The sequence below is a fragment of the Nonomuraea solani genome (genome assembly GCF_900108335.1).
In the GTDB taxonomy this organism is placed as follows: domain Bacteria; phylum Actinomycetota; class Actinomycetes; order Streptosporangiales; family Streptosporangiaceae; genus Nonomuraea; species Nonomuraea solani.
In genome coordinates this window covers 84220-97093 of the sequence record NZ_FNVT01000031.1, presented here as the reverse complement: position 1 = coordinate 97093, position 12874 = coordinate 84220, and the positions used below count along the sequence as shown (strand labels likewise).

General features: G+C 68.4%; 11 protein-coding genes. 4 read left to right on the top strand and 7 right to left on the bottom strand.

From position 1 onward, the window contains the following. Nucleotides 1-4: 4 nt before the first annotated feature. Complete coding sequence (locus C4V41_RS54665; protein ID WP_200824910.1) at nt 5-2119, top strand: hypothetical protein; 2115 nt, start codon at nt 5-7, stop codon at nt 2117-2119. Between the two features lie 163 nt (nt 2120-2282). Here the strand turns inward: C4V41_RS54665 and C4V41_RS54660 are convergent, their stop codons facing one another. After that, nucleotides 2283-2765 (bottom strand): winged helix-turn-helix transcriptional regulator, encoded by a 483-nt coding sequence (locus C4V41_RS54660; protein ID WP_235030980.1) that lies wholly within the window; start codon nt 2763-2765, stop codon nt 2283-2285. 92 nt (nt 2766-2857) lie between these two features. Here C4V41_RS54660 and C4V41_RS54655 point away from each other — a divergent pair, with 92 nt between their 5' ends. Both C4V41_RS54655 and C4V41_RS54650 read left to right on the top strand, forming a co-directional pair. Beyond that, a complete protein-coding gene (locus C4V41_RS54655; RefSeq protein ID WP_103963989.1) occupies nt 2858-3559 on the top strand; it encodes an SDR family oxidoreductase in 702 nt (233 codons plus the stop codon). A 27-nt stretch (nt 3560-3586) separates the two neighbouring features. Beyond that, nucleotides 3587-4012, top strand: coding sequence for a tautomerase family protein (locus tag C4V41_RS54650; RefSeq protein WP_103963988.1), 426 nt, complete (start codon nt 3587-3589; stop codon nt 4010-4012). A 435-nt stretch (nt 4013-4447) separates the two neighbouring features. On the opposite strand, the gene C4V41_RS54640 is transcribed toward C4V41_RS54650, so the two are convergent. The 5 genes from C4V41_RS54640 to C4V41_RS54620 all read right to left on the bottom strand — a co-directional run bounded on the left by C4V41_RS54640 (nt 4448) and on the right by C4V41_RS54620 (nt 10114). Next, on the bottom strand, nt 4448-5977 hold the full coding sequence (locus C4V41_RS54640; RefSeq protein ID WP_235030979.1) for a CocE/NonD family hydrolase: 1530 nt from the start codon (nt 5975-5977) through the stop codon (nt 4448-4450). A gap of 89 nt (nt 5978-6066) precedes the next feature. Further along, nucleotides 6067-6669 (bottom strand): TetR/AcrR family transcriptional regulator, encoded by a 603-nt coding sequence (locus tag C4V41_RS54635; protein WP_200824909.1) that lies wholly within the window; start codon nt 6667-6669, stop codon nt 6067-6069. A 206-nt stretch (nt 6670-6875) separates the two neighbouring features. Continuing rightward, a complete protein-coding gene (locus tag C4V41_RS54630) occupies nt 6876-7535 on the bottom strand; it encodes a response regulator (RefSeq protein WP_103963985.1) in 660 nt (219 codons plus the stop codon). Nucleotides 7536-7596: 61 nt separating this feature from the next. Next, on the bottom strand, nt 7597-8718 hold the full coding sequence (locus tag C4V41_RS54625; RefSeq protein WP_146104183.1) for a sensor histidine kinase: 1122 nt from the start codon (nt 8716-8718) through the stop codon (nt 7597-7599). 10 nt (nt 8719-8728) lie between these two features. After that, the gene (locus C4V41_RS54620) at nt 8729-10114 is read right to left on the bottom strand and encodes an alpha/beta fold hydrolase (protein WP_103963983.1); all 1386 of its coding nucleotides are present in this window, start codon (nt 10112-10114) and stop codon (nt 8729-8731) included. A 1111-nt stretch (nt 10115-11225) separates the two neighbouring features. On the opposite strand from C4V41_RS54620, the gene C4V41_RS54610 reads away from it, so the two are divergent. Beyond that, nucleotides 11226-12218, top strand: coding sequence for a winged helix-turn-helix domain-containing protein (locus C4V41_RS54610; protein ID WP_103963982.1), 993 nt, complete (start codon nt 11226-11228; stop codon nt 12216-12218). Between the two features lie 55 nt (nt 12219-12273). Here the strand turns inward: C4V41_RS54610 and C4V41_RS54605 are convergent, their stop codons facing one another. Continuing rightward, nucleotides 12274-12834, bottom strand: coding sequence for an RICIN domain-containing protein (locus tag C4V41_RS54605; RefSeq protein ID WP_200824908.1), 561 nt, complete (start codon nt 12832-12834; stop codon nt 12274-12276). Nucleotides 12835-12874: the final 40 nt, after the last annotated feature.

Sequence of the window (12874 nt, the reverse complement as noted above, 5' to 3'; positions counted from 1 at the left end):
ACCCTTGACCAAGATCGACAGGCAGGCGCTGGTCCGCCGCCACACCGTCGAGATCGCGCAGGCCGATCCCGCGGCCGCGCTGACCGTCGGCAACGGCGACTTCGCCTACACCGCCGACATCACCGGCATGCAGACCTTCCCCGCCTACCACGACCAGGCCACCGCCTTCCCCGAAGGGCGGCTCGCGGTGAACACGGCGACCATGTCCACGTGGGGCTGGCACGCGATGCCCAACCCGGACAACTTTGTGCTCGCCGACGCGATGACCACCTATGACAGCCCTCGCGGCCCTGTCGCGTATCCGGACAAGTTCGACATGAACTCGATGATGGGCGGTGAGATCCCGGAGGAATTCCGCGCCGGAGCCTGGCTGCACGCCAACCCCCACCGGCTCGACCTCGGCCGCATCGGACTCATGCTGAGGCCGGAGGCCGGGGGCGCGCCAGAGGAGGACCCCGGGGCCCTGAAAGAGCCGCATCAGCTTCTTGACCTGTGGACCGGCACCATCACCAGCGTCTTCACCTACGCCGGGCACCAGGTTCGGGTGACCACGGTCGCCGATCCGCGCCGCGCCCGCGTGGCCTTCCGCATCGAGTCGGACCTGCTCGCCACCGGCCAGGCCGCCGTCGCGGTGCGTTTCCCGTACGCCAGTGACGGCTTCTTCGCGACCTCCGACTGGACGGCTCCGGACAGGCACACCACGGTGCTGCGGCCCCTCGGCGAGCGCGCCTGCCGCTTCGATCGGACGCTCGACGACACCACGTACGTGGTGCGCCTGGACTGGTCGGAAGGCGAGATCGCAACCGCCGCCGAGCCGCACACCTTCGAGCTGAAGACCTCCGGCACCGCCCTGGAGCTCGTGGCCACCTTCGCCCCGGAGGACGCGGGCGCGCTGGGCCGCGGTGAGTTCCTGACGATCGAGGGCGCCGCGAACGCCTGGTGGCGCGAGTTCTGGACCACGGGCGCCGCCATCGACCTCACCGGCAGCACCGACCCGCGCGCCGCCGAGCTGGAACGCCGCGTGATCCTGTCGCAGTACCTCAACGCGGTCAACTGCTCCGGCAGCACCCCGCCGCAGGAGACCGGCCTGACCACCAACTCCTGGTACGGCAAGTTCCATCTGGAGATGCACTGGTGGCACGCCGCCCAGCTCGCCCCCTGGGGCCGCCCCGACCTGCTGGAACGCAGCCTCAACTGGTACCTGACCATCCTGGACGTCGCCCAGGAGACCGCCCGCCGCCAGCACTACGCCGGCGCCCGCTGGCCCAAACACGTCGCCTCGGACGGCCGCGAGAGCCCGTCCCACATCGGCGCCCTGCTCGTCTGGCAGCAGCCGCACCCGCTCTACCTCCTCGAACTGCTCCACCGCGGCCGTACGGAGCCGCAGCGGGAACGGCTGGTGACCCGCTTCGCCGAACTGGTCGAGGAGACCGCGCTGTTCATGGCGTCCTTCGTCGAAGAACGCGACGGCACCTATCACCTGCCCGCCCCCGTCATGCCGGCCCAGGAGTTCTACGACGCCCGGGCCACCGAGGACCCGACGTTCGAGCTCGCCTACTGGTGGTGGGGCCTGGAGATCGCGCAGCGCTGGCGGGAACGCTCCGGTCTCAGGCGGCGCGAAGACTGGCAGCACATCCAGGACAACCTGGCTCGGCCCCACCAGCGTGACGGTGTCTACACCGCCATCGCCACCGAGCCGTACCTGCGCCGCGACGACCACCCCTCGCTGTTGTGCGCCCTCGGTGTCGTCCCCGAGAACCCGCTCATCGACCCCGCCATCATGGAGGCCACACTCCTGGACGTGCTCGCCGACTGGCAGTGGGACACCGCCTGGGGCTGGGACTTCCCCACCATGGCGATGACCGCCACCCGGCTCGGCCGCCCCGACCTGGCCGTGGACGCCCTCCTCATGGAGACGGGCAAGAACACCTTCCTGCCCACCGGCCAGGTCCCGCAGTTCGGCAGCCTGCTGCCGATCTACCTGTCGGCCAACGGCGGCGTGCTCGCCGCCGTCTCCCTCATGGCGGCCGGCTGGGACGGCTCGGACACCGACTGCCCGGGCTTCCCGAAGGACGGGAGCTGGGTCGTCCGGCACGAGGGCTTCACGCCCTGGCCATGACTTCCGAGAACACGGTGATCTCCACGACGTCCCGGACATCGCCGAGATCGTCCGCCAGCCCCTGGAGGAGGACCTGGCCCACGTCTCGCCGTACCTGAAGCGGTTTGGCGAGTACTCCACGCGTGAGCTCGGCATCCAGCCGGAGGCGTACGAGTCGAAGGCGCTAGCCGCGCCGCCATGCGGGGTTCAGTTGGATCTCAATGTCGTCGGACGTCGTCTCCGGCGTCGGGTCGGCGGTCACGCGGACTCTCAAGGCACGGCCGGTGCTGGTCTCGACGAACGACAGGGGTGGGCGGCCCTCCTGCAGGTACTTGTCGCCCCACTGCAACAGCGACAGGAACACTGGCAGCAGGTCCTCGCCGGCCGCGGTCAGCCGGTACTCGTCGCGGGCCCGTCTGCGCGGCTCCTGGTAGGGGGCGCGCGCGACGATCTGTGCGGATTCCAGCTGTTTGAGCGCCCGTGACACCGCGGGTGCCGTGGTCCCGATCCGCGTCACGAAGTCATCGAACCTGGTTGTGCCATAGAAACATTCGCGGATGACCAGGAACACCGTCTTGGTGCTCAGCAGGTCCAGCACACGCCCCGCCGAGCACCCGTCGCCGATCGACCAGGCATCCCGGTCGCGCAGCCGCTCCTCGAACTCCATCGCCACTCCGACATTCTAACTAACGCTTGCATTACCCAGCAGTGTCGTGATTTATCTTACTAACGACATCGTTACCCAGGTAGAGGAGTGCAATGGTTGCGGTAACGGGCAGGGTGGCCGTGGTGACCGGCGGCCGGCGCGGACTCGGCGCGGCCCTCGTGGACGAACTGCTGGCGCGCGGCGCGCGAAAGGTGTATTCCACCGCGCGCGCGGCGTACATCGATGAACGTCCAGAGGTGGTCACCGCCGAGCTCGAGGTCCGCTCGGCGGAGTCGGTCGCCGCCCTCGCGAAGGTCGCCGCCGACGCCGAGATCGTGTTCAACAACGCCGGCGTCCTGCTGCCGGCCGCACTGCTGACAGGCGGCCTCGAGAGCGTCATCGAGACATTTGACGTCAACGTCTTCGGGTCGCTGCGGATGGCGCGGGCGTTCGCGCCGATCCTGGCCGCCAACGGCGGGGGCGCACTCGTGAACATGCACTCCGTGCTGTCCTGGCTGGCCGGCAGCGGCGCCTACGGGGCGTCGAAAGCTGCGGCGTGGTCGGTCACGAACTCGCTCCGACTCGAACTAGCGCCCCAGAACACCCAGGTCGTAGGCGTGCACGCGGGATTCATCGACACCGACATGGTCGCCGCCATCGAACGGCCGAAGACCACGCCCGCCGAGATCGCCGCGCGGATCGTCGCCGGCCTCGAGTCCGGCGACACGGAAGTGCTCGCCGACGACGTCACCGTCACGGTCAAAGCGGCTCTCTCCGGCCCCGTGGAGCACCTGACCTTCTCATCTGCCGGCTGACCATCACCCGAGGAGTACCGAACCGCCATGCCACTGTGGACCATTCATCACACCCCCGGGATCTTCACCGACGACGACAAACACCAACTCGCCTCCCGCATCGCCGATCACTACGAAAAGGCCGGGCTGCCCCGGTTCTACGCGGTCACCCTGTTCCACGAAACCCGGCCCGAGGACTTCTACGTCGGCGGGGAACCCACCCCGGCCGGGATCCGCATCGTCATCGACCACATCGCCCGGCGTAATCCCGACCAAGACAGCCGCCGGCGGACCGCCCAGTGGATCAAGGGCATGCTGCAGCCCCACCTCGAACAGCACACAGGGCTGCATTGGGAGTTCCACGTCGACGAAACCAGCAGAGACCTCTGGATGATCAACGGAATCGTGCCGCCTCCAGAGGGCTCCGAGGCCGAGACGAACTGGGCGAAGCAGAACTCGGCGTCTGCTTACTGACAGGCACAATCTTGACGGCCTGATCGAACCGCAGCAGCTGAAAGCACTGCCGCGGTGAATGTCGGATTTACTGCGGCAGGGCCGGAAGGAGCCGACGGGGTGGCGATCGAACGGGTGGCCGTGCCGGAGAACGGGGGCGCGTTGCGGGTGCCGCGCGCGGGTCGTGCCGCTGTCCGCCCCGCCGCCGTCGTACGAAGCCGCAGTCGAGCGGCACCTCACCGGCGCGCGCATCGCGAAGCCCTCCGCCCGCGTCTACCGGATCTCGCTCACCACCTGGGTGGATGCTGCGCGGTCAGCCAGCGCCGGCCGGCCCGACCCGAGGCGGCCTCCGACGACCCAGACCTGCCGCAGGAGCAGCGGATGGCGCTCCCATGTTCGATCCGACGACAGACCCTGAGCGTCCCTGACCCAGTGCTCGATGTACCACCACAGGGCTTATTCGGGTTGCCGAACTGGGAGGATCACGGCGGAGGGGTGCTGCGGGTCGTGGTGGATCTGCTGGTCGGCGGCGCGGAGGGTGGTGGCGGTGGCGCGGGGTTCGCCGGTGCCGGGGTTGCGGTTGTAGCGGGGGAAGGCGCCGCTGGAGACCTGGACGCGGATGCGGTGGCCGCGCTTGAACCGGTACGCGGTCGGCCACAGACGCACTGTCGCGCAGGAGGTCCGGTCGGCGCCCGTGAGGCTGATCAGGCCGTCACAGACGTTGTACGAGCGGCCTTGCTCGTCGACATCGCAGAGCCGGACGAACATGTCGGCGTAGGGCAGGCTGGAGCGGAACCAGATCTCGGCGCTGACCTCTCCGATCACTTCCACGTCGCGCTCCAGAGCGGCGGTGGTGTAGGTCAGGACGTCAGGCCGGGCCTCCAGCTTCGTGTTGTCGACTCTGCCCGCCTTTTCCGTCATCGTCATGCGCATCCCGCCCACCGTGGGCGTGGGATCGGCCGGGTCGTAGTGGTATCCGTCCGGGTCCGATTCGGGGGGCGGGTCGGTGGCCAGGGCTCCGGCGGGCTGGAGGTGCAAGCGCTGCGGCCGGTATCCCGGCGGCGGCCAGGAGGGGAAGTCGCGCCAAGCGTCTTCGCCCATGACGAACAGCCGCACCGGGGCGCGTTCCGGTGGTTGCTCGCCGCGGGCGTGGGCCAGGCCGAAGTCGAGTGCCTCCCGGGCGGCCACCCCGCCGGCCTCCAATGACGCGTGCGGCCAGGGGCCGACCGTGAGACGGGCGCCACGTCCGGCCTCTTGCAGCACGTGGAAGTCGCGTAGCTGACCGGGCAGGAAGAAGTCGTACCAGCCGCCGATCAGACTGGCGGGCACCGTGATGTCGGCGACACGATCACGGTGATCGAGTGCCGCCCAGAAGGGGTCGTCGGAGTCGTGGGTGAGGATGTTCTGGATGTAGTCGTCGTGGCGGCCCAGCATGGCGACGTCGGCCTGGCTCAACGGCAACGTGCGCAGGACGCGCTCAAGCCTTCTCTCCTGCAGCAGAACGCGCAGCATGGACAATGGTCGTTCCTGGCCGGCGACGCTGATGCCCCAGCTGAACGGGACTTCCAGGGAGAACCGGTCCTGGTGCAGGAAGTCCAAGGTCAGGGCCGAGTTCGACACCAGCGGGATGATCGCCTTGACCTGGGGCGGCACCTGGTCGGCCACGGCCCATTGGGTGAACCCCTGGTAGCTGCCGCCGGTGAGGATCATGGAGTCGCCGAACCAGGGCTGTTCGACCACCCAGTCCAGGGTGTCCAGCCCGTCCTCGCGTTCGCAGCGCAATGGGTCGAAGGCGCCGCCGGAGCCGAAGGTGCCGCGCGAGCTCACGATCAGCACCTGGAAGCCGCGCTCGGCCAGCGGCCTGGCCAGCATCGAGGCGTCCAGGAAGCCTCTGCCGTAGGCGGTGCGGATCAACGCGGTCGGCAGGCCCTTCCGGCCGGCCTTGGGGAACCAGCGGTCGGCCAGCAGGACGGCCCCGTCCCGCATTGGCACCTTCAGATCGCGTTCACTGCCCAAATCCCGGGTCAGCGGCGGCGGCAGATGCTGAAGGCGCTCGACGACGTGACTTATCAGATTCATCGGACCCGGCCTCCGCCACTTCGAGAATTGATCAACGCCGACGCCATGCGCTGCAGGCGATCCGTCATCGCGTCGGGGTCTAGGGGGTCGTCCGCGTTGATCAGCCAGTCGTTGACGACCGCGCTCACTCCCGACGTGATGACCAGTGCCAGGTCGTTCAGCGTCTGCTGCTCCAGATCGCCGTACACGTCCCGCACCGTGTCTCTGCTGAGCGAGCCGAGCAGGCTGTTCTGCTTCGTGGTCATGGCGAACGCGCACGGCCCGGTCAGCATGGGGCGGTAGAACGGCCGGTGCTCGGCGAAGTGCCGCACCGTCGCCAGCACGTGCTCACGCAGATCCCCATCCATTTCTACGGTCCGTGGCAGCAACTCTCGCTCCACCAGGTCGATGGCCGCCGCCACGAGCAGCCCGTCCCGGTCACCGAAATGCATGTACAGCAGCTTCCGGCTGACGTTGGCAGCCTCGGTGAACTCGGCGACCGGAAGGGCTGTAGTGCCACGCTCGGACACCAGTCGCACTGCGGCGGCCATCAGGGCGGCGCGGGAACGCTGCACCCTGCGGTCGACGGCCGGCTGCTCCGGCATGTGGTTTCCCGACATGCGATGAACTTACACATGTGTGTCAAAAGAAACAAGTGTGTAAGATTGGGCGGCGGTGCGAGCGTGTTGGAATCAGGCGAGGGGCGCCGGTGTAGGCGAATAAGAAATGGGCGATGAGCCGCCAAACCAGGTCTGAGCAGGGATTTCGTGGGCGACACCGTTTGAGGAAACGTCGCAGCGGATGCCAGAAGCCCTTCGTTGAGGGGTCAGATGTCCAGGTCGCGCGGGGCCAGCCCGTGCTCGTGGGCATAGATGACGGCGCGCACCCGAGTGTGCAGCCCGAGTTTGCGGAGGAGGCTCGCGACGTGGTTCTTGACCGTGCCTTCCTCGATGGTCAGGGCTTCGCCTATCTCCCTGTTGCTCAGGCCACGGGCCAATTCTTGAAGCACCTCGAACTCGCGGGCGGTGAGCCGCTGTTGCGCCTCGGTGGCGGACGCGGGCGACACCCTCGCGAAGCGGTGGATCAGCCGGGTGGTGACCTGCGGGTCCACCAGCCCGTGCCCGCGGTGTAGCGCTCGCACCGCCTCCAGCAGCAGGTCAGGGTCGCTGTCTTTGAGCAGGAACCCCGAGGCGCCCGACTGGAGCGCGCCGAAGAGGTACTCGTCGGTGTCGAACGTCGTCAGCGCGAGCATCTTCGGCGAGACCTCCACCTGAGCGAGCTGCCGGATCGCGGAGATCCCGTCGACGTACGGCATGCGCAGATCCATCACCACAACATCGGGACGCCGCCACAGCGCTTGGTGCACGGCCTGGGCTCCATCGGCCGCCTCACCGACCACCTTGATGTCGAACTCGCCGTCCAGCGTCATGCGTAGAGCTTCGCGGACGGCGGGCTGGTCATCGGCGATCACCACGCGAATGGTCACGCCGCTCTCCTCCTAAGGGTCGCCCGAACCGGTATGCGGCACACGCCGCGATCCTGGGCTGTCAACGTGGGATCTCCCGTCGTGCCGAAGGGCTGTGCCTGACCCTCGGTGACGCAGAGCCCTTTGCGATTGGCACGACGGCCTCCACCCGCCAGCCGTGATGTTCTCCTGGGCCTGCAGTGAGTGTGCCACCATGCTCCTGAACGCGTTCGCGCATGCCCCTGATGCCCCGCCCTTCCGCGCCGGGGCGGGCGCGGCCGTTGTCCGTGATCGAGAGCGTCACTGCCGACCGGCTGCGGCGCACGCGCACCTCCACGTGGGCGGCCCCCGAGTGGCGGGCGGCGTTGGTGAGCGCTTCTTGCACGATGCGGTAGACCGTATGGGCCACGCCGGGTGGCAGCCAGGCGCTGGAACCGGCGTGGTGGACCGAGATGCGCAGGTGCGGGGTGGAGAGCCGCCGGGCCAGGTCCTCGATCTCCTCCAGGTCCGGTCCGACGGGTGCCTCGCGCAGGGTGTCGAGCAGGGCACGTACCTCTTTCAGCGCGGCTGAGGACAGCTCGGCGATGGTGGCCAGCGTGTGGTCGGCGGCCGGCGTCTGGCCGCGCAGGGCCCGGCGGGTGGCGGTGGCCTGCATGCGGATCGCGGTGAGGTGGTGGCCGACGCTGTCGTGGACGTCGCGTGCGAGCCCGGCGCGTTCCTCGGCCATGGCGCGTCTGGCCTCGGCATGATCAAGCTCGGCCGCTTGTGCGGCCCGCTCGCCGTTCAACCGCAGGATGTGGCCGACCGCGACCGGGGCCACGCCCATGATGACCAGGTCGGTGACCACGGAGAGCCCTTTGTTGGCCTGCGGGATGAGCAGGCCGTAGCCGGTGGTCCAGGCAATGGACAGGCTCATGACCAGCCACGGGCGGCGCGGCAGGTGGAAGGCCGCCGCACCGAACATGACCATGGTCACCAGCCGGCCGGGCCAGCCCGGTACCAGCAGGCCGAGGAGAGCGATCGCGGCCGACAGCAGCGCTCCCGTCAGTGGGAAGCGTCCTGCCAGGGTCAGAGGCAGAGCCGCGACGAGACTGACGCTCGCCAGGAAGGGCAGCTCGGGTCGCGGCGGCTCGCCGTCGAGCATGGCGAATCCGGTGAGCACGGTTGCGGCCGCGAGCATGAGCAGTCCCTGTCTGGCGTACACGGCCGCTACGCTACTTCGCCGGTCCGCAGGAGGCGCCACGCGGCGGCATCTTGCCCGTGGTCAGGTAGCGGTGCACGTGTTCGCGTACACAGGGGTGACCGGTGAAGTAGAGGGCATGTCCTCCCACGGCCTTCAGGTAATGGGCGCGGGGAAGCTGTGCGGCCAGCCGGCGGCCGTCGGCGGCCGGGCTGTTGTCGTCGTGGTCGCCGTTGGCGATGAGCACGGGCGGCAGGCCCGGCGCCTTGATGGGATGGGGCGGGTACGTCCTGGTCGGCGGCAGGCCCGCGCAGTGGTTGGCCATCGGCCACACCATCCGCCATCCGATGCGGGGCGTGTCGCGGCGCAGCGCGCTCTCCAGCTTCTTGAGCTTGTCGTAGTCGGGGTAGGGCAGGTCCGCGCAGAGGATGACGCGCGACAGGCTGGGGTCGGGCGCTCCTTCCACCTTGGCGAAGAACGAGGCGTCACCGGCCTGCGCTCGCGCGAGCCCGGCGGCCAGGCGCTCCCAGGTGGCCTCGTAGGTGAAGTTGGTGCGAGAGGCGATCTGGGTGTCGCTGATGCGCACCTCGGGACCGGCCTCGGGCGCGGGGATGGGCTCGCGGCGGGCCTTGTCCATCACCTCGTCCCAGACGGCCAGGGGGTCCTTGCCATGCAGCGCGCAGGTGGTGGTGTTTTTGCACCAGGTGGCGAAGCGTTCGGCGTTGGCCTCCAGTGCCTGAGCGCGCCGGCGGAGCCACTCGCGCGGGCCGGGCGTGGTGTGGTCCCACACGCTGTCGAGGTACATCCGGCCGACCTTGCGGGGGAACAGCTCGGCGTAGGCCTGCCCGAGCACGGTGCCGTGCGAGTTGCCCAGGTAGGTCAGCCTGGCCTGGCCGAGGGCCTCTCTGATCGCTTCCATGTCGTGCGCGATCTGCCAGGAGTTGAGGTTGCCCGACAGCGGCCCGGCTTCCTTGGCGCACGCCTCCCCGAACGTGCGGTTCTTCGCAGCGTACGCGTCATAGGCCGGCTTGGTCGGAAACACCCACTCGGTGGCGAACGGTGCGGGGATAGGACAGTTGATCGCGTTGGACTTGCCGAACCCCCGTGGGTCGAAAATCACCACGTCGAACCATTGGGTGAGATCTTTGAAGTATTTCTGTCCCTGGCGGAGAAGCGTGATCTGCTCGCCCGGCCCACCGGTGTTGACCAGCAGCACGCCCTTCTTGCCTGCCTGGTTCTGGGCGGGCAGCTTGGCGAGACCGATCGTGACCTTCGGCCCTGATCGGCGGGCCCAGTCGGCCGGCACCTGGATCTGCGCGCATTGCAGACCGTCTCCGCAGTCCTGCCACGACGGTGGCGTGGTCGTGACCGGAGCGACGGCGGTGACCGCGCCGATGACGAGTGAGGCGACGATGTTCATGCCGGAAGGATCGCCGGGGCCGTCCCGTCCGTGCGTCCCCCTTTCTGCATATCTTTGCCGGGGAGCAGCAGGGGGATGTCGGCAAAGCCCTCTCCCCGTAACGGCCGCGTTCACCGCGGCGTTGGAGCGAGCGCCGCTGGACGACACCCGCCGCGCCTACACCTCCCGGGTCCGCTCCTTCCTGGCTTGGCTGGTCGCCCCCCAAGCCTTTGGACGCCCGCGAGCAGAAATGCTTCCTGCGCGCCGTGGAGGTGCGCCGGCTCGCCCGCGACCGCGCCATCGGCCGACTGCTGTTCTACTCCGGGCTGGTCGCCCTCGACGGGCAATTCCGCTGGCCACGCGGCCAGCGGAATCCACCTCATTCACGAAGAGGGGATGCCGGCTACAACGCAGGGTGGACGCGCGTGAAAACATACGCCGTGTGATGTAGGCAGAAAACCGCTCCTGGGCTGACGCTACGCCTGCCCCATCGCTTTACCCTTGCATAGTCGGCCAGGCCTTTCGCTCGATAGCTGTCTCTGGTCAGTAATTCCAGAAACGCGTTATTTCCTGCCAGATCATGGATGTCGAACAATGTAGGCACCACGCTCCTGGTGGGAACGGGAAGACAGGACGGGATCTCGGCATAAAACGCATTCAAAAGATCGCTGCCGCTACATTCGTCCCCGTGGGTTCGTTGGCCCTGCCTGCGCCGGCGCAGGCAGCCGTCGCTTACCTGGAGAGACGTTACGGCGATTTCACCTCCGGGGGTACTTACGTCGCGAGCCTGCGGCCGTACTACACCAGCAGCTCCGCGTGGATCAGGATTCACAAAGAGCGGGCTTGCAAAAGAAGCCAGACCGTCAAGAGCTGGAAGATCAACATCGCCGTCAATCGGACGTACCGCATCTATGCCGGGCGGGTTGAGGTCGTCGGCCAGCGAGTTCGGCAACCCGCTGCAGGCTGGCCAATATCTCGACTGCGCGGGGCAGGGTCGCAAGCAGCATAAATGCACCGAGGAAGAAGTCACTTATGAAACCGCTGTGGTGCGCGGTACAGCACAACAATCATCGGTCATTGAACCGAAGATACCGGTACGCATGCGAAGGAAATCCTGGCTTGGAGAGCCAACGTGGGGATCTTACGGGTGCATTTCACCGCTGACGACCTCGCTCGCGTCACTATCGCCAACGAGCCTGACCCGCTGTGGGAGGTGGCTTTCACCCGGTTCCGGCTGCGGGATCCGGTACGACCACTAGCCTTCACGCCCTGGCTGAACCGGCTACGCGCCTCTCCCGATAGGTGTGCGCGCATCCGGGCCGGGGGGCGGGTCCTGGACCCGCTCACGCCGACGGGGCCGTACTTCCCGGACTTCCTCACCCCGAACGAGTCGGCTCGCGGGCTGGACGCCGGGCTGGAGGCGCTGCTCAGCACGCCCCGGCGGCGGTTGCGCCGAGAGCTGCGGCTGCTGGGAGAGCGCCACCGGCTGCCTGGCTGGGTGCGGCCGCTCGCTGAGGGCGACATGATGGCGCTGCGCCGGCTCGCCGGGACGCTGCACGCCTATCACGAGGCAGCCGTGGCACCGTTCGCCGATCTGGTCGGCGCGGCCGCCGCCGCCGACCGTGCCTGTCAATCGGGCAACCTGCTGCGGGGTGGCCTGGCGGGACTGTTCGACGGCATGCGGCCCCTGATGCGCTGGCAGCCGCCGGTGCTGGAGGTCGGCTACGGGCTGGACCGGGATCTGGTGCTCGGCGGACGCGGGTTGCGGCTGGTTCCGTCCTACTTCTGCCAGCGCGCCCCGTTGTCCCTGGCCGATCAGGAACTACCGCCGGTCCTGATCTATCCGATCGCGCAACGGCACCGCTGGCAGCCGGTGATAGGCAGCGCCCCGGCGCTGACCACGCTGATGGGAAGGAACAGGTCGGCGGTCCTGCAGTCTCTCGACCGGCCTGCGACAACGACACAGTTGGCTCGGGCTGTGCGGATCTCCCTCGCTGCCGCCAGCCGCCATGCCTCAGCGCTGCGCGAGGCCGGGCTGGTCCGCAGCTGGCGAGACGGCAATGCCGTGCTGCACCTGCTCACCCCGCTGGGTCATGCCCTGTTGCAGGGATGCTCTTCGGCGTAGAGCCCATGGGGCGCCGCCCCGGAACGGGTCCGGGGCGGCGCCTTCGAGCTGGGCGTCAGGCTGGCACTCCTAATGCCCAGCGCTGGTTGGCCCTTCCGTCGCAGGAGAATTGCGCGGCCTGCCCGCCGCTGCCGGTGCTGCCGCCGGAGATGCCCAGGCACAGGCCGCTCTTACGGTTCTTCATCGCGAACCAGTTCCCCGGGTACGCGGCGTCGTCGAGGTACCAGTCCTGGTTCGTATCGCCGGCCGGGTTCGCCTGGATGGCGTTCGCCCCTGCCGCGGTACTCGCGCGGTCGATGCCGAGGTTCTTGCGCGAGCCGCCGTTGTCGAAACTGGAATAGCTGCCGTCGAGGACGCGGGTCCAGGTCTGGAAACTGGAACCGCTGTAGAGCGACTGCACGACGCGGGCACCGTTGGCGGTGCTGCTGCCCGTTGGCTGCAGGACCATGCGGGAGTTGTAGTTGATGATGGACGGGGCGACGGCCTCGGCCCGCTCTCCCGATGGTGGCACGAGGTTCCAGCGCGGCTCCGCGTGCGCGACCGACGGGCTCAGCGCTACCAGCAGCGCTCCCGCTGCCGCCGTTCCGATGGCGTTCCTGATCCATGTGCTACGCACAGTGCTCCTCCTAGAAGTGGACGGTGCTGGTGCCGATCGG

Bases quoted from the DNA above. Each gene is read 5' to 3' on its own strand.
- C4V41_RS54660 (WP_235030980.1), bottom strand. From the start codon at position 2,765: ATGGAGTTCGAGGAGCGGCTGCGCGACCGGGATGCCTGGTCGATCGGC.
- C4V41_RS54655 (WP_103963989.1), top strand. From the start codon at position 2,858: ATGGTTGCGGTAACGGGCAGGGTGGCCGTGGTGACCGGCGGCCGGCGC.
- C4V41_RS54650 (WP_103963988.1), top strand. From the start codon at position 3,587: ATGCCACTGTGGACCATTCATCACACCCCCGGGATCTTCACCGACGAC.
- C4V41_RS54640 (WP_235030979.1), bottom strand. From the start codon at position 5,977: ATGCGGGACGGGGCCGTCCTGCTGGCCGACCGCTGGTTCCCCAAGGCC.
- C4V41_RS54635 (WP_200824909.1), bottom strand. From the start codon at position 6,669: ATGTCGGGAAACCACATGCCGGAGCAGCCGGCCGTCGACCGCAGGGTG.
- C4V41_RS54620 (WP_103963983.1), bottom strand. From the start codon at position 10,114: ATGAACATCGTCGCCTCACTCGTCATCGGCGCGGTCACCGCCGTCGCT.